Below are 22,204 nucleotides of genomic sequence, written 5' to 3' on the forward strand. Positions count from 1 at the left end.
GTGTCCTCCTCCGTCCGGCCGCCGCACGGGTCGCTCGACGGGCCGGTTCATCGACCCTAGACACACCCACCGACAGCCGCCCGTCGGAACCGCGCGCCGTAAGGAGCTGTTCACCCCTTCGTCCCCGGTCGACCGCCTTCGGTCCGCGTTCCCGGCGTCGGTCGTGGCCGTTAGGGTTTCGGGCATGGCCACCGCCCTGTACCGCCGCTACCGGCCCGAGAGCTTCGCCGACGTGATCGGCCAGGAGCACGTGACGGAGCCGCTCATGCAGGCGCTGCGCACGGGACGGGTCAACCACGCCTACCTCTTCAGCGGCCCGCGCGGCTGCGGCAAGACGACGAGCGCGCGCATCCTCGCGCGCTGCCTCAACTGCGAGCAGGGCCCGACGCCGATCCCGTGCGGCACGTGCGAGTCGTGCGTGGCGCTCGCCCGCGGCGGGTCCGGCTCGGTCGACGTCATCGAGATCGACGCGGCCAGCCACGGTGGCGTCGACGACGCCCGTGACCTGCGCGAGCGGGCCTCCTACGGCCCGGCGCAGAGCCGCTTCAAGATCTACATCATCGACGAGGCGCACATGGTGACGCCGCAGGGCTTCAACGCCCTGCTCAAGATCGTCGAGGAGCCGCCGGAGCACGTGAAGTTCGTCTTCGCGACGACCGAGCCCGAGAAGGTCATCGGCACCATCCGCTCGCGCACGCACCACTACCCCTTCCGCCTCGTGCCGCCGGCCAAGCTCACGAGCTACATGGAGCGCCTCCTCGAGGCCGAGCACGTCGCGACCCAGCCAGGTGTCCTGAGCTTCGTCACGCGCGCGGGCGGCGGCTCGGTGCGTGACTCGCTCTCGGTCCTCGACCAGCTCATCGCCGGCTCGGGTCCCGAGGGCCTGACCTACGACGGCGCGGTGTCGCTGCTCGGCTTCACCGACGGCGAGCTGCTCGACAGCACCGTCGACGCGCTCGCGGCGGGTGACGGCGCCGCCACGTTCCGCCAGATCGACAAGGTCATCGAGTCGGGGCACGACCCGCGCCGGTTCGTCGAGGACCTTCTCGAGCGCCTGCGCGACCTCATCATCGTCGCCGCGATCCCGGAGGGTGCCGGGCAGGTGCTGCGCGGTGTGCCCGAGGACCAGCTCGAGCGCATGCGGGTCCAGCAGGCCGGGTTCGGTCCGGGTGCGCTCTCGCGCGCCGCCGACATCGTCAACACGGGCCTGACCGAGATGACGGGCGCCACCGCGCCGCGCCTGCAGCTCGAGCTGATCTGCGCGCGCATCCTCCTGCCGGCCGCGTCCGGCGAGCAGGGGTATGCCGCCCGCCTCGACCGTCTCGAGCGTCGCCTCGACGTCGGGGGAGTCCCGAGCGCCGCCCGCGGCGACGCGCCTGCGGTTGCGCCCACGTCTGCTCCCGCCCCTGCGCCCGCACCGGCCGCGACGGCTCCGCCGCGCACGGTCTCCGACTACACGCCGCCGTCGAGCGGCGGGGGTGCGTCGCACGCCGCCGGTGGCATGGGTGGCGGTGGACGCAGCGCCGGCATCGAGAGCACGGTCGGTTCTTCGCCCTCGGCGGGCCAGACCGGTCCGACCAGTTCGTCGAACGCGGGCCCCGGAGATGCCGGACGCGTCGACGCAGTCCGCGCCGAGGTCGGCGCGCCGCCCGTCATGACGCCGGCCGAGTCGGTCGGTGGCCCATCGGCCACCGCCGAGTCGCACGGCGAGCGCCAGCACCTGTCGGGAGCCTCGGAGCAGGGTGGTTCCGGCACGGCACCGGCAGCGGCCCCCTCCGCGGCGGCGGGGCCTTCGGGTGACGCGTCGCAGGGCGGCCCCTCCGGCGGCATGGACACCGACGCGATCCGTCGCGCCTGGCCAAACGTGCTCGGCCGCATCTTCACCATGCGCCGCATCACGTGGACCTTCGTCTCGCAGAACGCCCAGGTCACTGCCTTCGACGGCAAGAAGCTGACCCTCGGCATCGCCACGGCCGGCCTCACCCAGACCTTCCGGGCCGGCAACCACGCCGACATCGTGCGCCAGGCCCTCATCGACGAGCTCGGCGTCGACGCCGTCGTCGACGGCGTGCACGTCGACACCGTCTCGCAGCAGGCGCCGGTGGCGCCGCCACCGGGTGCCGCGCCGGTCGGGGAGCCTGACCCGCCGAGCAAGGGCGAGTCGGTGGCCCCGTCCGGCGGCAGCCAGCGCGGACCCGGCGGTCAGGACGGTCCCGGCGGTCAGGGCGGTCAGGGTTCGTCGCAAGGCGACCCCGGGGCGAATCGTCCGTCGTGGGGTGATGCCGGCGCGGGGCATGAGTCCGCCGGCCCCGGCAGCGCCACCGGGTCCGGCGGTGCGGGTGCAGGCGGTGGCGGTGCGGCGTCATCGGCCGCCGGTTCGCGGGGCGCGACGGCGCTCGCCGACGCCGGCCTGAGCCCGGTCGCGGGCCGCTCGCTCCAGGACAACGCAGGCTGGGGCTCGGCCACGGGTCCGGCCCCCGACTGGGCCACGGGTCCGACGTCCGGCGCTCCGGCTGCCGCTCCCGCGGTAGCGCAGTCCCCGGTCCAGTCCGGGGCTGCGTCCTCCGCGGCTCCCACCGGTGGCGACGTGCCCACGGACTCCGCGGTCCGCGGCGCCAGCGCCGTGCGCCAGTCCTTCGCGCAGGCGCGTTCGCGCGCCGGTGGCGCACGCCCCAGCGACGACGACCAGCCGCGGCAGCCCGTCACCGACGACTCGGCCGTCAGCGCCGACGACGAGGACATCGAGCAGTCCGGCGACGTCGGCCGCTCCGTCATCGAGAAGGTCCTCGGCGGGCGCGTCGTCCAGGAGCTCGAGAACTGACCTCGTCCGGCCCGAACGTCGGGGCCGGCAATCGGCGGCGGCGGTCGGGTGTGGCGACGGGGCCACTCGGCGTGGGCTGGGTGTGACGACGGGGCCACTCGACGGGGTGGGCGGGGTGTTCTCGACCCTCCACGGGTGCCCGCAGGATCTCTTCACGAGATCCGAGCCGATCGCCAGTTCCTCGACGGCGCAGGGGTGTTCGGCGGTAGCGTCGGACGGTGACCTTCGAGGTTGCGGCGGACGCGTACGACCGATTCATGGGGCGCTACTCGGGGCCGCTCGCAGTGCGGTTCGCCGACTGGTCCGGAGTTGCCGGACCGGGTCGGGCGCTCGACGTCGGCTGCGGGACCGGCGCCCTGACCCGTGTCCTCATCGAGCGGCTCGGGGTCGAGGGCGTCTCGGCGGTCGACCCGTCGCAGCTGCTCCTGGCCTCCCTGCGGCACTCGTTCCCGACCCTCGACGTGCAGACGGCCCCGGCCGAGCAGCTGCCCTACCCCGACGACCTCTTCGACCACACGCTCGCGCAGCTCGTCGTCAGCTTCATGGCCGATCCGGCGCTGGGGCTGCGCGAGATGGGCCGGGTCACCCGCCCGGGCGGCACGGTGTCGGCCTGCGTGTGGGACCTCGCGGGAGGCGGCGCCCCGCTCGCAGCCTTCTGGCGGGCGGCACGCGACCTCGACCCCGAGGTCGACGACGAGTCCGGCATGCCCGGCACCCGGGAGGGCGAGCTGGCGCGGCTCTGCGACGAGGCCGGCCTCAATCAGATCGAGGACACCGCCCTCACGGTCACCCTGCGCCACCCGAGCTTCGAGGACTGGTGGGAGCCCTACACCTTCGGGGTCGGTCCGGCCGGCGCGTTCGTCCGCAGCCTCGACGAGGTCGGCCGGATGCGGCTGCGCGAGCACTGCCGCGAGCTGCTGCCCGAGCCGCCCTTCTACGTCATGGCCACCGCGTGGGCGGTCCGCGCCCGCCCGTGACGGTCCGGCCGCGCCCGAGCCGGGCACACGGCATACCAAAGGGTGGTCACCGAGCGGCTGCGACGGACGCCCCACCCCGGGCGCCCGGCCCGCGGCCCTAGGCTGTGGCCCATGTTCTACAGCCTCGGGCGCAACCTCCTGTACCCGCTGTCCCATGCGCTGTACCGGCCCACCATCGAGGGCAAGGAGAACATCCCGCGCGAAGGCGGCGTCATCGTCGCGAGCAACCACCGCTCGTTCATCGACTCCTTCGCCATCCCGCTCGCGTCGCCGCGGCAGGTGCGCTTCCTCGCCAAGGAGGAGTACTGGACCGGCACGGGCGTCGGCGGCTTCCTGCGCAAGGGCTTCTTCAGCGCGGTCGGGATGGTGCCGGTCAACCGGCATTCGGCCACCGCGGCGCAGGAGAGCCTCGACACCGCGCTCGAGGTGCTCCGCGCAGGCGACGCGTTCGGCATCTACCCCGAGGGCACGCGCTCGCGCGACGGGCGGCTCTACCGCGGGCGCACCGGCGTGGCGTGGCTCGCGCTCACGGCGCAGGTGCCGATCGTGCCGGTCGGGCTCATCGGCACCGAGGACATCCAGCCCGTCGGGGCGCGCTTCCCGCGGCTGGCGAAGGTCACGGTGCGCTTCGGCGAGCCGATCGGGGTCGAGGAGTACGCCGGTATGCCGGCCGGCAAGGCCCGTCGCCTGCTGACCGATCGCGTCATGGCGGCGATCGCCGAGCTGAGCGGCCAGGAGCGGGTGGACGCGTACAACGAGGTGCCGGGCGGCGAGCCCTCCGCCTGACGCGTTGCAGATGCGACCCTGTCGCATCTAGCGTGGGCCCGTGACCCTGACGTCCTCGCGCCCGCGCTCGAGCCCGCCGCTGCTCCAGCGGCTCTCACGCGACGACCGGCGCAGCCTGCTCGGGATGGGCGGCTTCGTCCTGCTGCTGCACGTCGTCGGGTGGGGACTGCTCGTCGGGGTCGTCGCGCCGCAGGAGTACCGCGTCGCCGGCCAGCTCTTCGGCGTGGGGCTCGGCGTCACGGCCTACACCCTCGGCATGCGGCACGCCTTCGACGCCGACCACATCGCCGCCATCGACAACACGACCCGCAAGCTGATGGGCGAGGGGAAGCGGCCGCTCAGCGTCGGCTTCTGGTTCAGCCTCGGCCACTCGTCGGTCGTCTTCGTCATGGTCATGCTCGTCGCGCTGGGCATCCGCGCCCTGGCCGGCGCCCTCCAGGACGGCGACTCGACGCTCCAGCACGTCACGAGCCTGTGGGGCACGTCCGTGTCGGGCGTCTTTCTCGTGCTCATCGGGCTGCTCAACCTCGCCGCCCTCGTCGGCATCCTGCGCGTGGCCCGGCGGATGCGCGGCGGCCACCTCGACGAGGCCGAGCTCGAGCGGCAGCTCGAGCGGCGCGGCTTCCTGACCCGGATCCTCGGGCGCGTGACGCGCACCGTGTCCCAGCCGTGGCACATGTACCCCGTCGGCGTCCTCTTCGGCTTCGGCTTCGACACGGTCACGGAGGTGGGCCTGCTCGTCGTCGCCGGAGGCGCCGCCGCCGCCAACCTGCCCTGGTATGCCGTCCTCACCCTTCCCGTGCTCTTCGCCGCGGGCATGTCGCTGCTCGACACCGCCGACGGCGCGTTCATGAACGTCGCCTACGGGTGGGCGTTCAGCCGGCCGGTGCGCAAGGTCTACTACAACGCCACGGTCACGGCCCTGTCGGTCGCGGTCGCGCTGGGCATCGGCGGCATCGAGCTCGTGTCGGTGCTCACCGACCGGCTCGGGGTCACGAGCGGTCCGCTCGCCTGGGTCGGCGGCATCGACCTCGGCAACGTCGGCTTCTGGGTCGTCGGGCTCTTCGTCGTCACCTGGCTCGTCGCGGTCGCCGTGTGGCGCTTCGGCCGTATCGAGGAGCGGTGGTCGGCCGCCCTCGTCGACGGCCGCTGACCCGAGCCGCGACGCGCAGCCGTGGGCCGGGAGCTCAGCTCGGGTGGGACTGGCGAGCGGCCTCGAAGGCGGCCCGGAAGTGCGGGATCGCCTCCTCGACCGACTCCGCCGTCGCGGTGAGGCAGATCCGGAACCAACCGGGGGTCTCGAACAGCGTGCCGGGCATGACGAGCACGCCATGGCGCGACAGGTCCGCGACGAAGGCCTCGTCGTCCGGCACCGGCGAGCGCGGCCACAGGTAGAAGGTCCCCTCGGGGGCGCCCACCTCGTAGCCGATCTCGCGCAGCGCACCGACGAGCCGGTCGCGCTTCGCCTCCAGGCCCACGAGGTCGAGCGACAGCTCCTCGAGCCGCGGCGCGGCGTGCTGCATGACGGCGTTCGGGAAGAGCCAGCCGGCCGCGATCTGCATCATGTCGACCGCCTCGAGCAGGTCGGCACGGTCCTCGAGCGTCGGCGGCACGGCGAGGTAGCCGAGGCGCTGACCCGGCGCGAGCAGCGTCTTGCCGTAGGAGTAGCAGACGAGCGTGTGGGGATACACCTCGGCAGGGCTGTGGAAGTCGTTGCCCGAGAACACGATCCGGCTGTAGGGCTCGTCCGAGACGATCCAGATGCGACGGCCGGACCGCGCCGACGCATCGTCGAGCAGCGCAGCGAGGGACCGCAGCAGCTCGAGCGGGTAGATCCGGCCGCTCGGGTTGTTGGGCGAGTTGACGACGACCATGCGGGTCCGGTCGGTCAGGGCCGAACCGATGGCGTCGAGGTCGAGGTCGAACGACGGCTCGAGCGCGGCGACCTTCACCGGCACGAGCCCCGCCTCGAGGATCAGCGGCTCGTAGAGGAACCACGGCGGCAGCGTGTAGACGACCTCGTCGCCGGGGTCGGCGAGGACCTTGAGCGCGACGGTGATCGCGCCGAAGCCGCCGGTCGTCATCCGCAGGTCGTCGCCGGTCCAGCCGAGCGGCACGACGCGTTCGAGCGAGGCGGCCGCCGCGTCCTGCGCCGCCGGCTCGCTCTGCTTGTAGGCGAACCACAGCTCGTCGCGGGGGACGGCGGACTCGCGCAGGGCCTCGACGTAGTCGGTCGTCGCCACCTCGTGCGGGTCGCCGAAGGTGAAGTCGAGGACGCCCGGGTCGAGCCGTCGCTGCGCGTAGCCCGAGCGCATGCGGAAGTCGAACATGGCCCGGAACGGTGCGGCGGCCTGGATGCGCTCGCTGCGTCTCGACACGACGGTCGGCTCGACGCCCGTCACGGCACTCGGCTCGGGCATGCTGCCTCCTGGAGGAACGACAACCTCCTCGTCACGCTAGACCGGAGCGGCGGTCCTCGGGACGGCTTTGGCAGGCTTAGGGTTGCGGTGTGTACGAAGGCGCGGTCCAGGACCTGATCGACGAGCTCGGACGACTCCCCGGGGTCGGTCCCAAGAGCGCGCAGCGCATCGCCTTCCACCTGCTGCAGGCCGACTCCGAGGACGTCACGCGCCTCGTCACGGCACTGACCGAGGTCAAGGCGCGCGTCCGCTTCTGCGAGGAGTGCGGCAACGTCGCCGAAGCCGAGAAGTGCCGCATCTGCGCCGATCCGCGCCGCGACCACACGGCCATCTGCGTCGTCGAGGAGCCCAAGGACGTCGTCGCCATCGAGCGCACGCGCGAGTTCCGCGGCAAGTACCACGTGCTCGGCGGTGCGATCAGCCCCATCGACGGCATCGGCCCCGACGACCTGCGGGTCCGCGAGCTCATGACGCGCCTCGCCTCCGGGGAGGTGCAGGAGGTCATCATCGCCACCGACCCCAACCTCGAGGGCGAGGCCACCGCGACCTACCTCAGCCGGTTGCTGCGCGACGTCGGCCTCACCGTGACGCGCCTGGCGTCGGGCCTGCCCGTCGGCGGCGACCTCGAGTACGCCGACGAGGTCACGCTCGGGCGGGCCTTCGAGGGCCGCCGCCGCGTCGACGCCTGACCCGCACCACCGAGGACGTATGCCGTCCCGCCCGTTCCACACACCCCTCTCCTCGAGTGGCCCCCTCGTCACACCCTCGGACACCTGATCCGCGTCGAGTGGCCCCGTCGTCACAGTCGAGTGAGCGCTGCGTCTCATGCGCTCGTGACTCTCATGCGCTCGTGGGACGCAGCGCTCACTCGACTTGAGAAGTGCGGCAGCCCGTTGGGGCTGGTGGGGCGGGGTGGCCACTCGACTGGGTGCGGGTGGTCGTTGCCGGCGCGACCGGGCCACACGGCATACGGCATGCTGGGACCCATGACCGACCATCCGGTGACCGAGGGCCAGCCGAGCCAGGCGAACGAGATCGACGACCTGTCGGGCCTGGCCGACCTGACCGCCGCCGAGGCGAGCGCGTTCCTCACGTCGGTGACCGAGGTCGCCTCGGGCAGCTCGCCCGACACGGCCCTGCCGCTGCTGACGCTCGCGCTCTCGCAGGTGCTCGTGGCCGGCGCACGGCTCGGCGCGGTCGAGGACGTCGTCCCGGAGGAGCGCTTCGAGCCCGACGCCACCGACGACGACGCGGACCCGCTGCGCACGGGCCTGGCCAACGTCTTCGCTGGGATCGACGACTACGTCTACGTCATCGACCCGATCACCTCGTCCGAGCGGGCCGACGGCTCCATCACCAACGACCTCGTCGACGTGGCCGTCGCCCTCAGCCACGGGCTCAAGCACTACGCGACCGGCCGCAAGCTCGAGGCCCTGTGGTGGTGGCAGTTCAGCTACCTGTCCGACTGGGGCGACCGCGCGCTGACGTCGCTGCGCGCGCTGCAGTCGATCCTGGCCCACCTGCGCCTCGACGCCGACGAGGAGACCGTCGGCGAGGCGGAGTTCGACGCGCTGCACCCGTAGTCCGCGCGAGAACGTGCGGCGCGAGGGGTGACGAACCGTACATCTCACCATCGCGACGTCCCGGTGGACGTGGGGCGCGCGAGCCTAGACTCGGTGCTGACGCAGACCCCCCGAGGAGATCCGGAGCCAGTGTGAGCATCGTCGTCCAGAAGTACGGCGGTTCGTCCGTGTCCGACGCCGAGGCCATCAAGCGCGTGGCCCGGCGCATCGTCGAGACCCAGCGAGCCGGCAACTCCGTGTGCGTCGTCGTGTCGGCGATGGGTGACACGACGGACGAGCTGACCGACCTCGCCAAGCAGGTCTCGTCGGCGCCGCCGGCACGCGAGCTCGACATGCTCCTGACGTCGGGGGAGCGCATCTCGATGGCGCTCGTCGCGATGGCCATCGCGCAGCTCGGTGCCGAGGCGCGCTCGTTCACCGGCAGCCAGGCGGGCGTCATCACCGACGACGCGCACGGCGCGGCCCGCATCATCGACGTGACGCCCGGCCGCATCCAGAGCGCCCTCGACGCGGGACACATCGCGATCGTCGCGGGCTTCCAGGGCGTTAGCCAGACGACGAAGGACATCACGACCCTCGGCCGGGGCGGCTCCGATACGACGGCCGTCGCGCTCGCGGCGGCCCTCGAGGCCGACGTCTGCGAGATCTACACCGACGTCGACGGCGTCTTCACCGCCGACCCCCGCATCCTTCCGAGCGCCCGCAAGCTCGACGTCCTCTCGATGGAGGAGATGCTCGACATGGCGGCCAACGGCAGCAAGATCCTGCACCTGCGCTGCGTCGAGTACGCCCGCCGCTACGGCATCCCCATCCACGTGCGCTCGTCCTGGTCGCAGAAGACCGGCACGTGGATCAAGGACAACCCCTACGAAGGAGAAGGCGCTGTGGAAGCTCCGATCATCGCCGGCATCGCCCACGACCGCAGCGAGGCCAAGATCACCATCGTCGGGGTGCCCGACCAGGTCGGCGTCGCCGCCAAGATCTTCGGCGCCATCGCCGAGGCCGGCATCAACATCGACATGATCGTGCAGAACGTGTCCGCTGCCGCGACCGCCAAGACCGACATCTCCTTCACGCTGCCGCAGGCCGACGGCGCCCGGGGCATGCAGGTGCTCCAGTCGATCAAGCAGGACGTCGCCTACGAGGACCTCCGCCTCGACGACAAGATCGGCAAGATCGCACTCGTCGGCGCCGGCATGAAGAGCCACCCGGGTGTCTCGGCGAAGTTCTTCGGCGCCCTCGCCGAGGCCGGCATCAACATCGAGATGATCTCGACGTCCGAGATCCGCGTCTCGGCGGTGACGCGCGCCGAGCAGCTCGACGACGCCGTCCGCGCCGTGCACACCGCTTTCGGTCTCGACTCGGCGGACGAGGCGATCGTCTACGGCGGCACCGGGCGCTGATCGCCCCGCAGCGCCTCCGACGGCGCTAGTTTCGGGAGGCATGAGACTCCTGACGCGATCCGTCCTGCTCGCCGCCACCACCACCGCGCTCGTCGCCGCGGCCACGAGTGCGTATGCCGTGTCGCCCGGTTCGCCGGGACGTGACGCTCCCGCGGGGGCCGAGGTGACGGCATACGGCTGGTCGGTGACGCCGACGGGGACGACCGAGCGCTTCCGCGGGCTCGCCCCGGTGTCGCGCGACGTCGCGTGGGTCAGCGGCACCAACGGCACGGTGCTGCGCACGACCGACGGAGGCCGCACGTGGAGCGACGTGAGCCCCGAGGGACTGGGCACCGACGCGCTGCAGTTCCGCGACATCGAGGCGTTCGACGCCCGTCACGCCGTCGTGCTCTCGATCGGCGAGGGCACGGACTCGCGCATCCTCGCCACCGACGACGGTGGCGCGAGCTGGACCGAGTCGTTCCGCAACACCGACGCGGCCGCGTTCTACGACTGCATGGCGTTCAGCTCGCCGCGCCGGGGCCTCGCGATGAGCGACCCGGTCGACGGCAGGTTCCGCCTCGTCGAGACCTCGGACGGGGGCCACTCGTGGTCGCTCGTCGACCCGGCCGGCATGCCCGAGGCCAAAGCCGGCGAGTTCGCCTTCGCGGCGTCCGGCACGTGCCTGTCCGCGGGTGTCGGCGGCCGCACCTACCTCGTGAGCGGCGGCGTCGACCCGGCACGCGTCTTCACCTCGACCGACCACGGGCGCACGTGGACGGTCGCCGACAGCCCGGTGGCCGGAGGCGCGTCGGCGGGCATCTTCTCGGTGAGCTTCCGCGACGCCCGCCGGGGCGTCATCGTCGGCGGCGACTTCGCGGCTCCGACGGGCGCCGTCGACAACGCGGCGTGGACCGACGACGGCGGCGCGACGTGGACCAAGTCGACGAGCAACCCGTCCGGCTACCGCTCCGGCTCGGCCTGGGTCCCGCGCACGGCACGCACCGTGCTGGCCGTCGGACCGTCCGGATCGGACGTGTCGACCGACGGCGGCCGCTCGTGGTCGACGTTCGACACGGGCAGCTTCGACTCGGTCGAGTGCACCGCCGACGGCGCGTGCTGGGCCTCGGGCGAGCAGGGCCGGGTCGGGGTCCTCACCCGCTGACCGCACGAGAACTTCGGGTCGAGTGCCCATTTCTCGACGGGTTGATCTGTCGGGAAGTGGGCACTCGACGAGCCTCTTGCGTCGAGTGCCCACTTCCCTACGCGGTCGGGACGGCCGCGGCGACGAGCTCGGCGAGCTCGTCGGACGTCGGGCCGGGGTCCGGCTGTGGTCGCCAGCCGGTGCGGTAGACGGCGCGCGCCCGCTCCTCGACCGCGCCGAGCACGGAGGGGAGGGCCTCCATCGACGCGTAGGGCCCGATCGCCTCGCCGATGGACGCGTCCTGCGACGCCGCCGTCATGATGAGGTCGGACGGCAGGTGCCCCGCGAGGTCGATGTCGTCGCCGGCCCAGCGCCGCGCCTGGGCGTGGTCCATCGCGATGTGGTCCTCGACCCAGGGCCGCATGCGCGCCTCGTCGTACGCGTCGAGCTCCTCCCCGACGGCCACGACGTCGGAGCCGTGCTCGTCCACGAGACGCAGCAGCTGGGCCACCTGGATCAGCGAGGTCGCGATGCCCCGGCCGAAGATCGGGGTCGTCGTGCAGACGGAGTCGCCGACGAAGACGAGGCCGGGCAGGGCGAGACCCCCGGAGGGGCCGCGCTGGCCGCGGTAGACGTTGAGGAGGGGACCGCCGGGCAGCACGTCGGTCAGGGCCTCGGCCACGTCGTCGGCGGTCCACGCGGCGAGCCCCGGGATGGCGGCGCTCGCGGCCTCGAACGCCCTGGTGTGGCGCAGGCCCACGAGGTCGCGGTTGGCCGTCGAGCGGATGATGAGGGCGGAGAAGATGCCACTCTCGTGCAGGAAGACGAGCACCATGAAGCCGACGTAGTTGCCCTGCCAGGCAATGGCGTTCGTCATCGGTGGGACGGGGACGCCGGGCCGCAGCCGGTAGGTGCGGTCGACGTAGGCGATGCCGCACTCGCCACCGACGCCCGGGCTGCGCAGGTGCCGGTTGACCCGGCCCGACCGCCCGGACGCGTCGACGACGAGGTCGGCCTCGAGGTCCGAGCCGTCGACGCTGATGCCCTGCGCGCGGCCCCGGCTCGTCGTGACGCCGTCGACGTGGCCGGTGCGCACCTCCAGGCCCGGCTGCTCGAGAGCCGCCGAGCGCACGGCCCGCTCGAAGGTCTCGCGGCGCGATCGGATGCCGGCGGTCACCGTCCGGCCGTCCGGCAGCGGCAGCTCGATCGCCTCGCAGCCGAGGCCAACCCAGGCCTCCCAGGCTGCGGGCGCCTCGGCGCGCAGCACCTCGCCGACCTGGGCACGGAAGGCGTGGGCGTGGTGGAACTGCATGACTCCGCGGCGCGGCCACCGGCTGCCGTCCGGAGGGGGACCGGGGTCGCGGTCGACCGTGACGACGTGGTGTCCGCGGCGCGCGAGACCGATCCCCGTGACGAGGCCCGTGGGACCTCCTCCGATGACGGCCACCTTCACGACCACCACCCCCTCCGCTTCCACAGTGGAAGCGGTCCTGCTGCGCGTCAAGCGGTTTCGGCGCTCTCCGGTCGCTACCGCACCATATACGGCATATGCCCCTTTGCGCTCACAGGTTCGTCGCAGCAGGGCGTGGGTATGGTCGAAGTCGAAGCAGCAACCACCTACTCGGGGCGATAGGTGAACGACGTGACCCCTCACGAATCACATCTCCAGAACGACGGATCGGTCTTCCCGCCGGTCACTCCGGACCCGCCGCCGCCACCCGGTCAGGCTGAGATCAAGGTGCCCGACATCGTGCCGGTGTCGACGCCGGACGGCCCGGACCGGGCGAGCGACACCCGACAGACGCAGGACGCGACGAGCGAGACCGCGGGCGTGCGGGAGCAGACACCCGAGACCGACTGACGTCCCGCGCCGTCGGGCGCATGTTCGCGTCCGACGGCGATCGGGGTATCTCCTCCGTGTGAGACTGCGGCGGAGTGTCCTCGACAAGCCTGGCATCCGTCGCGTGCGACGGGGCAAGGGGTTCAGCTACGTCGACGCCGACGGGCGGGCCGTCGACGCCGAGACGCGTGAGCGGGTGACGGCACTCGTCATCCCGCCGGCGTGGCAGGACGTCTGGATCAGCCCCCACCGCAACGGCCACATCCAGGCCGTCGGCACCGACGACGCCGGCCGGCGCCAGTACCTCTACCACGAGGCGTGGCACGAGGAGCGGGGCCGCGAGAAGCACGACCGCGTCATGGTGCTCGCCCGCAAGCTCCCCGCGGCGCGCAAGCAGATCGCCGCCGACCTGCGCACCAACGGCCTGACGAAGAAGCGCGTCACGGCCGCCGGGCTCCGCATGCTCGACGCCGGCCTCTTCCGCAGCGGCGGTGAGGAGTACGAGGCCGAGCACGGGTCGCACGGCGTGGCGACGCTGCTGCGCTCGCACGTCACGGTGAGCGGCGAGGACGTGACCTTCGAGTTCCCGGCGAAGTCCGGCGTCTACCGCGAGGCGGTCATGACCGACCAGCTGCTCGCGCGGATCGTGCTGTCCCTCAAGCGAAGCGGCTACCCGGGCGAGCGGCTGCTGGCCTACCGCGACACGAACGGCTGGCACGAGCTGCGCTCGAGCGACCTCAACATCGCGTTCAAGGAGCTCGTCGGCGAGGAGCACACGGTCAAGGACCTCCGCACGTGGGCGGCGACCGTCACCGCGGCCGTCGCACTGGCCCGCACCGGCCCCGTCGAGTCCGAGCGCGAGCTCAAGCGGGCCGAGAAGGACGCGATGAAGGTCGTGTCCGAGCACCTGGGCAACACCCCGGCCGTGGCCCGCAGCTCCTACGTCGACCCGCGCGTCCTCGACGAGTACGCCGTCGGCCGCACCATCGCGCGCAGCCTCTCGCGCCTGACCAAGGCTGACCGCAGCCGCCTCGAGCTCGGCGACCTCGTACAGGTCCGCGACCGTGACGCCCTCGAGCGGGCCGTCATGCGGCTCGTCAAGGGCGCCGCCTGAGCGACTCCGTCCCAGAGACGTACGTATGCCGTCGGGTTCCCTTCACGCGGAAGGGAACCCGACGGCATACGCCCACGTTTCAGGCGGTCAGAGGTCGACGACCTCGTTGTCGCCCTCCATGCGCTGACCGGTCACCTTCGCCTTGACGAAGTTCGCGATCTGCGTGACCTTGGCGCCGGGGGAGTCCCAGTACTCGGCCGAGTCGGCGCTGACCTCGATGATGATGTTGTTCGGGTTCTCGGGGCCGCCCTCGAGCCAGGCGCCGGTGAAGCTGTTCCACAGGTCGGCCAGCTTGGCCGGGTCGTCGACGATCGTCGCGGTGCCGGAGAGGGACACCCACGAGCTGCTCGAGCTGTAGGCGACGTTGACCCTGGCGGGGGACTGGGCCGCGATGTCGCGGGCCTTGTGGCTGTCGCGCTCGGCGATGAAGAGCACGTCGCCGTCGAACTCGACCTCCTGCGTCGCCATCGGGTGGCTGACGAGCGCACCGTTCGAGTCCGCGTGCGTCAGCATCGCGATCCGGATGTCCTTGATCAGTTCGGCGACCTTCTGGGTGCCGTCGTGCTCGCTCATCGCGTTCTCCTCGTCGTCGGGGTCGGTGACTCTGTCCCTCGCCACCTACCCGATGCGGTCAGGCGGTGTGCGTCGTTGTCGAGGGTTCCGGCACCCGGTCGTCGTCGGCGATCCCGCCGGTGGTCTCGTCTGAGGTCTCGTCGGAGGTCTCGGTGGCGGCGTCGTCGGGGCCGCCGTGGGCGACGTCCTCGGCCATGGTGTGCGGCATGAGCAGGCCGGCGCCGATGCTGACGGCGGCGGCCACGAGCACGGCGAGGAAGACGGCGGTCGAGCCCGCCTGCACGGCCTCGCTCGAGCCGTCGCCGCCACGGGTCGCGATGACGGCGTTGGCGATGGCACCGAAGATCGCGACACCGACGGCGCTGCCGACCGAGCGCATGAACATGTTGGTGCCGGTGACGACGGCGCGCTCGTTCCACGGCACCGAGGCCTGCGCGGCGATCAGCGTCGGCGTCGCGACGAGACCCAGCCCGAGGCCGACGACGAGGCACGAGCCGGCGGTGGCCCAGACGTTCGGTGTCGACGAGGTGAGCCACAGCGACAGCGCGCCGAGCGTGGCCACGACGAGGCCGATGAGCGCGGTGGGGCGGAAGCCGATGCGCATGTAGAGCCGGCCCGACTGCGAGGCCGAGATCGGCCAGCCGATGGTCAGGGCGGCGACCGCGAGCCCGGCGACGATCGGGGTGGCCCCCGTCGAGCGCTCGAGGAACGTCGGCACGTAGGAGGTGAGGCCCACGAGGACCGCACCGATGCCGATGCCGATGAGGCAGGTCGCGACGATGAGCCGCCGCGTCAGCACCTCGAGCGGCAGGATCGGCTCGGCCGCGCGTCGTTCGATGAGGCCGAAGACGAGGAGCAGCACGGCGCCGACGGCGAAGGAGCCGATGCTCTGCCACGAGGTCCACGCCCATGCCTGGCCGCCCTCGAGCACGGCGAGGATGAGCAGGGTCAGGGCGATCGTGAGCACGGCCGCGCCGGCGTAGTCGATGCGGTGCCGACGGCGCTCGACGGACTCGTCGTACTTGCGCCAGATCATCCCGGCGGCGAGCAGGCAGAAGGGGATGTTGACGAAGAAGATCCAGCGCCACGAGGCGAACTGGGAGAAGACGCCACCGAGGGTCGGGCCCACGACCGACGACACGGCCCAGACGCTCGCGATGTAGCCCTGGGTCTTGGCCCGCTCGGCCACGGTGTAGATGTCGGCGGCGATCGTCGTCGTCATGGGCAGCACCGCGCCGGCGCCGAGACCCTGCAGGGCCCGCATGACGATGAGCGAGCCCATGTCCCACGCGAAGCCGCAGAGGATGCTGCCGACGAGGAAGAGCGCGATCCCGACGAGGATCACCGGCTTGCGCCCGACCGTGTCAGCGAGCTTCGCGTAGACCGGGACCGACACCGCCTGGGCGAGGAGGTAGACGGAGAAGAGCCACGGGAACTGGGTCAGGCCGCCGAGGTCGGCGACGATCGACGGCACGGCCGTCGCGAGGATCGTGGAGTCGAGCGCGATGAGCGACGTCGACAGCATGAGGGCGATGAGGATCGGCCCGCGTTCCGAGCGGAATCCCAGGTTGGACGAGGTGGACACGATCCTCCTGAGGTCTTGGGGGCGACGAAGAGGGACAACGCATCCGGCGGCAGTTCATTCCCAAGGCTGGACACGTGCCTCGACACGTACCTCGACAGGTGGGCCCTTTGCCCCTGCCGCCGGACCGTGCCTGCCGCGAGACTGAAGGCTGAGCCGTGGCAGATGCCGCCACGTCGGGCAGGAGCGCCGTCATGCGAACCGTGGGGGTCGAGGAGGAGATGCTGCTCGTCGACGCACGGACCGGCCGGCCTCTGCCCGCGTCGGAGCAGGTGCTCACGCACGCGGCGGATCGGGCGCAGGCGGCGGCGACTGAGGGGGCCGTGACGCGCCCGCCGGTGATTCCCGGGGTGTGCGCGCACGGCGCCGTCGAGGGGGAGTTCCGGCAGCAGCAGATCGAGACGCACACGGCGCCTGCCGCCGAGCTCGACGACCTGCGGTCCGAGCTGTGGCGGTGGCGCGGGGAGGCCGTCGCGGCGGCCCGGGAGTGCGGCGTCGGCGTCGCGGCGCTCGCCACCTCGCCGCTGCCGGTGGAGCCTGCCGTGTCGAGGTCGCCGCGCTACCTCTGGCTCGAGGACCGCTACCGGCTGACGGCGCGCGAGCACCTCGTGGGCGGGTGCCACGTCCACGTCTCGGTCGCGAGCGACGAGGAGGGGGTCGGGGTGCTCGACCGCATCCGCGTCTGGCTGCCGACGATCCTCGCCCTCAGCGCCAACTCGCCCTTCTGGCAGGGGCAGGACACCGGTCACGCGAGCTACCGGGCGCAGGTGCTGACGCGGCTGCCCTCGTGGGGCCCGAACGACCGGTTCGGCTCCGCCGCGGCCTACCACCGCCTCGTCCGGGACCTCGTGCGCAGCACCGTCATCCTCGACGAGGGCATGGCCTACTTCGACGCGCGTCTGGCGAGGCGCTACCCGACGGTCGAGGTGCGCGCCTCCGACGTGTGCGCCACCGTCGAGGAGGCCGTCGTCGTCGCGGCCCTGTGCCGGGCGCTCGTCGAGACGGCCGCCCAGGAGTGGGCGGCGGGCCAGGAGGCGCCGGACGTGTCGACGCGGTTGCTGCGGTGCGCGACGTGGCAGGCCGGGCGGGAGGGGCTGGGCGGGCAGCTGCTCGACTGGCGCACCGGGCTGCCCGCGCGGTGCTGGTCGGTGCTTGAGACCCTCATCGACCACGTCGGCCCCGCGCTCGAGGCGGCCGGGGACCTCGCCACCGTCCAGGACGGTCTGGCCCGCGTCCGCGAGGAGGGCAACGGCGCGGTCCGGCAGCGCGCCCTGCTGGCGCACACGGGGCAGCTGGCCGACGTCGTCACCGACTCCGTGCGCACCACGGCTGCCCCGTGCCCGGGGCGGCGGACCTGAGGCCTCCTCAGGCCTCCGGATCGGACGACCCCGAAGGCTCGGGGGACGGGAACCGCACGTCGAGCGACTGCGGACCGAAGACCCGGCGGCCCACCTCGAGGTGGCCCGCGGCATACAACAGCCCGGCGCCGACGCCCGAGGCCACGACGACGACCGTCCCTCCGCCGGCGGTGTTGCCCACGAGCGCGCCCAGCGTGCCGGCGACGATCGCGTTGACGACCATGAGGAACATCGAGGTGCTGCCCACGACGTGCAGCACGATGTTGCGGTGGCGCCCGAGTGCATACGTCTGCATGAGACCGGGCCCGTCGTCATGCGTCGAGGCCGTCAGGTAGGGCGCCAGCTCGGGGGCGAACTCGACGTAGGCGTGGCGCAGGCGGTTCATGGCGCGGATGAGGTCGGCGTCCTCGCGGCTCGCGGTGTTGACCCGGATCGCGGTGAGGACACCCATGACGAGCGCCGCCGACGCGAAACCGATCGCCATGACCCGGAACGGCGTGCCGAAGCCGGTCGCCTGCGCGGTCAGCGCCAGCACGACGAGGAAGGCCGACACGACGGTGAGGTGGATCGTGATGCGGCTCATCACCTCCGACCACGTCATCGAGCGGGTGCCGAGCAGGCTCCAGTGCTCGGTCGAGAGGAAGACCGGCAGCCCGGGCGCCGTCGAATCGCGCAGGCTCGGCGCGAGGCGCTCGGGGTCACCGCCGTCCGACCCGCTCGCGGGATCGTTCGAGCCCTCGACGTCCATGCCTGCCTCCGGAGCCGTCGCGTCGCGCCGATGACGCGACCCGGGGGTGCGTCCGTCCCAGTGTCGCGCGGCCGGGGTGTTCCGTCATCCGGTTCGGGCGGGTCTGCCGTGCGGGCCCTTGGACTCTGTCGGTACCGCTGCTGTCGGCGTGAGGATCGAGGTGAGGCAAGGAGGTGGGGAGATGAGGACCGTCTCCGTGATTCTGCGTCGCACGGCTCTCGTCCTGACGGCGGTGTTCGTGTGCGGTGGTCTGCTCTTCGCGCTCGGCTACGCGTTCGAGGACCCGGGCGGTGGCATGGCGGTGCTGCTGGCTGCCGCGGTCGTCGTGCCCCTCGCCGCCCTCACCGTGCTGGCCGCGCTCCGGCGTCGGCTCGCGCCCCGGGTCCTGGCGGTCGCCGTCGGGTTGTATGCGGTGTGGGCCGTGATCGGGCTCTTCGTCGATCTCGTCGATGCGCCGGATCTCCCGATCATCGCTCTCGTCCTGGCGCTGCCGATCGCCGTGGTCGGCCTGACGTACGCGCTGCGCGCGGGGGCGCTGCTCGTCGTCGTCGCCGCTGTGCCGTTCCTGTCGCTCGCCTCGATCCTGGTGCGGGAGTCCGGTCACGAGGGACCGGGACTGGGTGACCTCTTCGTCGGCTCGACCGGCGTCGTCGTGATCCCGCTGCTCGCGCTGGCCGCTCTCCTGCTGCTGGCAGGGGCACTGGACCGGGGACCGGCGGCCGATCACGGACTCCCTGCCGACCAGCCGCTCACGAAGGTCTAGGTACCTTCGACGAGTGCGGGACGCTCGGTCGACGGCGACCCAACGCGGCCCCCGCATGACGAAGGGCCCGGTGGAAGGCGACGTCTCGTCGCTCTCCACCAGGCCCTTCGGTGATGGTCGGGGTGACAGGATTTGAACCTGCGACCTCTTCGTCCCGAAGCAGGGCCACGGGCGAGCTGGATGACCGAGGCAGCACAACGGCTGTCCAAGGCTGTCCGTTGTTTAGCAGCGAGGCGCGGTGCGATTGTCACTCAGATAGTCACTCACCCATGGCTCGTCCTTGGTCTCATGGGGTGCGGCTACTCCGTGAGCGAATCGGCTCCCGGGTTTCAAGCGTTGGGTGGGGGCGCGATGATGTGGCAGATCTGGGCGTCTGTGCAGTCGGCTGGATCGAGTCGGTTGCTGCGACTGATGAGACTTTCCAGTTCGCATTCCAGGGCTGCCAGTTCTCGCTGTCGGGTGTGGAGGTCGTGCAGCTTGGTTGAGAGCAGTTCTCGGACGTGGGCGCAGGGAGTGGCGCCTTCGCCGCGCAGTTCCAGGATGGTGGCGATTTCGACCAGGGTGAGCCCTGCCCCTTGTCCGCTGCGGATGAACTGGAGTCGGGTCAGGGTTGGCGCGTCGTAGACCCGGTAGCCGTTGGGACCGCGCTGAGGTTGGGGAAGCAGACCCTTGCGCTCGTAGAAGCGGATGGTCTGGGTAGGCAGGCCCGCGGCGGCGGCGACCTCTCCGATGCGCATGAGCTCAACATACGCCTTGACCTTGTACCGTGGATCAAGGTCTACGGTCGGGCGCATGGACATCACACTGCTCTACTTCGAGGACTGCCCGAACTGGAAGACCGCGGCGGCACGGCTGACCCTGCTGGCGGCCGAGCGCCCGGACATCACAGTGACTCACCGGCTGGTGGAGACCCCCGAGCAGGCGGAACGTGCCGGGTTCCTGGGTTCACCCAGCATCCAGGTGGCTGGCGTCGACGTCTTTGCCGAACCAGGCGCGCGGGTAGGGCTGGCATGCCGCCGGTACGCCACTCCGAACGGCTACGAGGGCGCCCCAACACTCGAACAACTGCGGAGGGTGCTTTCAGATGCGTGACCGGAGTTCCGCCCTCGCGCCAGTAGCCGCCGTCATCGGAGTCCTCGGGCTCTGCTGCGGCCTCCCCGCGCTTCTGTCGCTCGGAGCGCTGGGAGCAGTTGCTGGCGTTTCTTTGCAGAGCTGGGGACTGATCGGCCTCGGACTCGCGCTCGCCCTCTTCGGAGGGGCGCGGTGGGCAAAGAGCCGACGGACGGCTGATGCCTGCTGTGCCGTTGGCGGGTCGAACGCAGTGCCCGACCGCAAGCCTGAACGCACCCCGGACGCCTCAACGAAGGGACTCTCCTCATGAGTCGGACGTTTGACCTGATCGTGATTGGGGCTGGGATGGCCGGTGTTGCGGCCGCCAACAAGTGCGCCGCCCAGGGCTGGCGTGTAGCCATCGTCGACTCCCTCCCCTACGGCGGCACGTGCGCGCTCCGGGGATGCGACCCAAAGAAGATCCTGCGCCGGGGGGCCGAGGTCATCGACAGCGCGCGCCTCATGCGCGGCAAGGGCATCGATGATGCGGGACTCGCCATCAACTGGCCGGACCTCATGGAGCACAAACACGGCTTCACTGATCCGGTCCCTCAGAACATGGAGGATGGTCTTGCCGGCAACGGAGTCGAGACGCTTCATGGGCACGCGAAATTCGTCGATGCTCGCCAGGTCGAGGTCAATGGCAAGTCCTACGAGTCCGACCGGTTCCTGATCGCGACCGGCGCAAGGCCCCGTCCCCTCGACTTCCCCGGCCACGAGCACCTGATCGACAGCACCGATTTCTTGGACCTCGACGCCATCCCCGAGCGGATTCTGTTCGTGGGCGGCGGCTTCATCTCGTTCGAGTTCGCTCACATCGCCGTCCGCGCCGGTAGCAGCGCGATCATTGTCAACCGCGGGGATCGCCCGCTGAAGCGCTTCGACCCGGACCTTGTCGAGCTCCTCGTGGAGCGGAGCGGGAAGGTTGGCGTCGACGTGCGGCGCGCCTCGACCATCGCAGGTGTCGAGCTGGGAGATGGGGGTTACCGAGTCACGCTTGAGCGCGCGGGCGTTCGCGAGACGATCGAGACCGACCTCGTCGTCCACGGTGCGGGACGCATCGCTGACCTCGCCACTCTGGGTCTCGATGCCGCTGGCGTGGAATGGGGCGAGCACGGAGTGAGCGTGAGCGACCATCTCCAAAGCAGGACTAACCCTGCCTTCTGGGCCGCGGGTGACTCTGCCGACACCGCTGGTATGCCACTGACCCCTGTAGCGGTCTCGGAGGCCAAGGTCGCAGCGTCCAACATGATCAAGGGCACCACGACCGTCCCGGACTATGCCGGGATCCCGACTGCCGTCTTCACCATCCCCGAACTCGTGCGCGTCGGCATGCTCGAGGCCGAGGCCAAAGAACAGGGCATCGACGTGGCCGTCCGGTATTCAGACACCAGCGGCTGGTACTCCAACTACCGGATCGGGGAGAGCACGGCGGCCGCGAAGATCTTGGTCGACCGATCTACCGATCGGATCGTCGGCGCGCATCTGCTCGGTCCCGAGTACGCCGAACTAATCAACATCGTCGGCCTCGCGATGAAACTCGACCTCACGACCCGTCAGCTGAAATCCATGACCGCCGCCTACCCCACCGTTGGGTCGGATCTCGGATCGATGCTCTGACGCGGCATCCACGGCCAGGGAGAGCTGCCGAACCGATAGCGGAGCACAAGAGCCTGACGGAGTGGCCGGGTCAACGGTGGCCGAAGGTCATCACGCAGTGACGCGTAGCGCCGTTGATGCGGTCCGGAGTCGGGCGGATGCTCAAGCGTCGGGTCGGCGGCTCGGAGGTTGGTTGCCTCTGACAGTGACGAGGCGTGGCACCCGGGTGTCCCGGCTGGCGTGGCCGGTGAGTGGTGGGGGTGCGCGTAGGCGCGCCAGCGCCGGAGCGCGGGGGTCCCTGCCGTGAGCCGGCCGGAGCCAGCCGGTTGGCGCGGCGAAGCCGCGCCCTTGATCTCCTAGAGCCCGGCCCAGCAAACACTCGTGTTCGACGCGGCACGGACCGG

At 71.5% G+C, this 22,204-nt stretch carries 20 protein-coding genes; 14 read left to right on the plus strand and 6 right to left on the minus strand.

Features of this window, described 5'->3' with window-relative positions; translation table 11 throughout:
• Positions 1-184 precede the first annotated feature (184 nt).
• The 4 genes from U5C87_RS07665 to U5C87_RS07680 all read left to right on the plus strand — a co-directional run bounded on the left by U5C87_RS07665 (position 185) and on the right by U5C87_RS07680 (position 5,737).
• The gene (locus U5C87_RS07665; protein ID WP_330476009.1) at positions 185-2,821 is read left to right on the plus strand and encodes a DNA polymerase III subunit gamma and tau; all 2,637 of its coding nucleotides are present in this window, start codon (positions 185-187) and stop codon (positions 2,819-2,821) included.
• 218 nt (positions 2,822-3,039) lie between these two features.
• Complete coding sequence (locus tag U5C87_RS07670) at positions 3,040-3,798, plus strand: class I SAM-dependent methyltransferase (RefSeq protein WP_330476010.1); 759 nt, start codon at positions 3,040-3,042, stop codon at positions 3,796-3,798.
• A gap of 111 nt (positions 3,799-3,909) precedes the next feature.
• Positions 3,910-4,584: a lysophospholipid acyltransferase family protein gene (locus tag U5C87_RS07675; RefSeq protein ID WP_030203711.1), complete on the plus strand. Its 675-nt coding sequence runs from the start codon at positions 3,910-3,912 to the stop codon at positions 4,582-4,584.
• 40 nt (positions 4,585-4,624) lie between these two features.
• Entirely contained in the window at positions 4,625-5,737 is a 1,113-nt protein-coding gene (locus U5C87_RS07680; RefSeq protein ID WP_330476011.1) for a HoxN/HupN/NixA family nickel/cobalt transporter, read from the plus strand.
• A 34-nt stretch (positions 5,738-5,771) separates the two neighbouring features.
• Here U5C87_RS07680 and U5C87_RS07685 read toward each other — a convergent pair whose 3' ends face one another.
• On the minus strand, positions 5,772-7,004 hold the full coding sequence (locus tag U5C87_RS07685; RefSeq protein ID WP_330476012.1) for an aminotransferase class I/II-fold pyridoxal phosphate-dependent enzyme: 1,233 nt from the start codon (positions 7,002-7,004) through the stop codon (positions 5,772-5,774).
• 89 nt (positions 7,005-7,093) lie between these two features.
• Between U5C87_RS07685 and recR the strand changes: the two genes are divergently transcribed.
• The 4 genes from recR to U5C87_RS07705 all read left to right on the plus strand — a co-directional run bounded on the left by recR (position 7,094) and on the right by U5C87_RS07705 (position 11,134).
• Positions 7,094-7,693, plus strand: a complete 600-nt coding sequence (recR, locus tag U5C87_RS07690) for a recombination mediator RecR (RefSeq protein ID WP_030203716.1) — start codon at positions 7,094-7,096, stop codon at positions 7,691-7,693.
• A 297-nt stretch (positions 7,694-7,990) separates the two neighbouring features.
• Positions 7,991-8,587: a DUF5063 domain-containing protein gene (locus tag U5C87_RS07695; RefSeq protein WP_330476013.1), complete on the plus strand. Its 597-nt coding sequence runs from the start codon at positions 7,991-7,993 to the stop codon at positions 8,585-8,587.
• Between the two features lie 131 nt (positions 8,588-8,718).
• A complete protein-coding gene (locus tag U5C87_RS07700) occupies positions 8,719-9,990 on the plus strand; it encodes an aspartate kinase (RefSeq protein ID WP_330476014.1) in 1,272 nt (423 codons plus the stop codon).
• 40 nt (positions 9,991-10,030) lie between these two features.
• Complete coding sequence (locus U5C87_RS07705) at positions 10,031-11,134, plus strand: WD40/YVTN/BNR-like repeat-containing protein (protein ID WP_330476015.1); 1,104 nt, start codon at positions 10,031-10,033, stop codon at positions 11,132-11,134.
• A gap of 97 nt (positions 11,135-11,231) precedes the next feature.
• Here the strand turns inward: U5C87_RS07705 and U5C87_RS07710 are convergent, their stop codons facing one another.
• Positions 11,232-12,566, minus strand: coding sequence for an FAD-dependent oxidoreductase (locus tag U5C87_RS07710; RefSeq protein WP_330476016.1), 1,335 nt, complete (start codon positions 12,564-12,566; stop codon positions 11,232-11,234).
• Positions 12,567-12,746: 180 nt separating this feature from the next.
• Here U5C87_RS07710 and U5C87_RS07715 point away from each other — a divergent pair, with 180 nt between their 5' ends.
• Together U5C87_RS07715 and U5C87_RS07720 are read left to right on the plus strand one after the other, a co-directional pair.
• Positions 12,747-12,974 (plus strand): hypothetical protein, encoded by a 228-nt coding sequence (locus U5C87_RS07715; protein ID WP_330476017.1) that lies wholly within the window; start codon positions 12,747-12,749, stop codon positions 12,972-12,974.
• 103 nt (positions 12,975-13,077) lie between these two features.
• The gene (locus U5C87_RS07720; RefSeq protein WP_330476018.1) at positions 13,078-14,067 is read left to right on the plus strand and encodes a DNA topoisomerase IB; all 990 of its coding nucleotides are present in this window, start codon (positions 13,078-13,080) and stop codon (positions 14,065-14,067) included.
• An 87-nt stretch (positions 14,068-14,154) separates the two neighbouring features.
• Here U5C87_RS07720 and U5C87_RS07725 read toward each other — a convergent pair whose 3' ends face one another.
• Both U5C87_RS07725 and U5C87_RS07730 read right to left on the minus strand, forming a co-directional pair.
• The gene (locus tag U5C87_RS07725; protein ID WP_330476019.1) at positions 14,155-14,640 is read right to left on the minus strand and encodes a pyridoxamine 5'-phosphate oxidase family protein; all 486 of its coding nucleotides are present in this window, start codon (positions 14,638-14,640) and stop codon (positions 14,155-14,157) included.
• 58 nt (positions 14,641-14,698) lie between these two features.
• Positions 14,699-16,165 (minus strand): MDR family MFS transporter, encoded by a 1,467-nt coding sequence (locus tag U5C87_RS07730; protein ID WP_330476667.1) that lies wholly within the window; start codon positions 16,163-16,165, stop codon positions 14,699-14,701.
• Positions 16,166-16,416: 251 nt separating this feature from the next.
• Here U5C87_RS07730 and U5C87_RS07735 point away from each other — a divergent pair, with 251 nt between their 5' ends.
• Positions 16,417-17,580, plus strand: a complete 1,164-nt coding sequence (locus U5C87_RS07735) for a carboxylate-amine ligase (protein WP_330476020.1) — start codon at positions 16,417-16,419, stop codon at positions 17,578-17,580.
• A gap of 7 nt (positions 17,581-17,587) precedes the next feature.
• On the opposite strand, the gene U5C87_RS07740 is transcribed toward U5C87_RS07735, so the two are convergent.
• Positions 17,588-18,328 (minus strand): hypothetical protein, encoded by a 741-nt coding sequence (locus U5C87_RS07740; RefSeq protein WP_330476021.1) that lies wholly within the window; start codon positions 18,326-18,328, stop codon positions 17,588-17,590.
• A gap of 181 nt (positions 18,329-18,509) precedes the next feature.
• Between U5C87_RS07740 and U5C87_RS07745 the strand changes: the two genes are divergently transcribed.
• Complete coding sequence (locus U5C87_RS07745) at positions 18,510-19,091, plus strand: hypothetical protein (protein ID WP_330476022.1); 582 nt, start codon at positions 18,510-18,512, stop codon at positions 19,089-19,091.
• A 329-nt stretch (positions 19,092-19,420) separates the two neighbouring features.
• On the opposite strand, the gene U5C87_RS07750 is transcribed toward U5C87_RS07745, so the two are convergent.
• A complete protein-coding gene (locus U5C87_RS07750; protein ID WP_330476023.1) occupies positions 19,421-19,828 on the minus strand; it encodes a heavy metal-responsive transcriptional regulator in 408 nt (135 codons plus the stop codon).
• A 55-nt stretch (positions 19,829-19,883) separates the two neighbouring features.
• Here U5C87_RS07750 and U5C87_RS07755 point away from each other — a divergent pair, with 55 nt between their 5' ends.
• Both U5C87_RS07755 and U5C87_RS07760 read left to right on the plus strand, forming a co-directional pair.
• Positions 19,884-20,183, plus strand: a complete 300-nt coding sequence (locus U5C87_RS07755; RefSeq protein WP_330476024.1) for a DF family (seleno)protein — start codon at positions 19,884-19,886, stop codon at positions 20,181-20,183.
• Between the two features lie 285 nt (positions 20,184-20,468).
• Positions 20,469-21,821, plus strand: coding sequence for a dihydrolipoyl dehydrogenase family protein (locus U5C87_RS07760; protein ID WP_330476025.1), 1,353 nt, complete (start codon positions 20,469-20,471; stop codon positions 21,819-21,821).
• The last annotated feature ends 383 nt before the right edge of the window (positions 21,822-22,204 follow it).

It is taken from the genome of Terrabacter sp. C0L_2 (genome assembly GCF_036352015.1).
In the GTDB taxonomy this organism is placed as follows: domain Bacteria; phylum Actinomycetota; class Actinomycetes; order Actinomycetales; family Dermatophilaceae; genus Terrabacter; species Terrabacter tumescens.

Bases quoted from the DNA above. Each gene is read 5' to 3' on its own strand.
- U5C87_RS07665 (WP_330476009.1), top strand. From the start codon at position 185: ATGGCCACCGCCCTGTACCGCCGCTACCGGCCCGAGAGCTTCGCCGAC.
- U5C87_RS07675 (WP_030203711.1), top strand. From the start codon at position 3,910: ATGTTCTACAGCCTCGGGCGCAACCTCCTGTACCCGCTGTCCCATGCG.
- U5C87_RS07685 (WP_330476012.1), bottom strand. From the start codon at position 7,004: ATGCCCGAGCCGAGTGCCGTGACGGGCGTCGAGCCGACCGTCGTGTCG.
- U5C87_RS07695 (WP_330476013.1), top strand. From the start codon at position 7,991: ATGACCGACCATCCGGTGACCGAGGGCCAGCCGAGCCAGGCGAACGAG.
- U5C87_RS07705 (WP_330476015.1), top strand. From the start codon at position 10,031: ATGAGACTCCTGACGCGATCCGTCCTGCTCGCCGCCACCACCACCGCG.
- U5C87_RS07725 (WP_330476019.1), bottom strand. From the start codon at position 14,640: ATGAGCGAGCACGACGGCACCCAGAAGGTCGCCGAACTGATCAAGGAC.
- U5C87_RS07730 (WP_330476667.1), bottom strand. From the start codon at position 16,165: ATGCTGTCGACGTCGCTCATCGCGCTCGACTCCACGATCCTCGCGACG.
- U5C87_RS07735 (WP_330476020.1), top strand. From the start codon at position 16,417: ATGCGAACCGTGGGGGTCGAGGAGGAGATGCTGCTCGTCGACGCACGG.
- U5C87_RS07740 (WP_330476021.1), bottom strand. From the start codon at position 18,328: ATGGACGTCGAGGGCTCGAACGATCCCGCGAGCGGGTCGGACGGCGGT.
- U5C87_RS07745 (WP_330476022.1), top strand. From the start codon at position 18,510: ATGAGGACCGTCTCCGTGATTCTGCGTCGCACGGCTCTCGTCCTGACG.
- U5C87_RS07750 (WP_330476023.1), bottom strand. From the start codon at position 19,828: ATGCGCATCGGAGAGGTCGCCGCCGCCGCGGGCCTGCCTACCCAGACC.
- U5C87_RS07755 (WP_330476024.1), top strand. From the start codon at position 19,884: ATGGACATCACACTGCTCTACTTCGAGGACTGCCCGAACTGGAAGACC.
- U5C87_RS07760 (WP_330476025.1), top strand. From the start codon at position 20,469: ATGAGTCGGACGTTTGACCTGATCGTGATTGGGGCTGGGATGGCCGGT.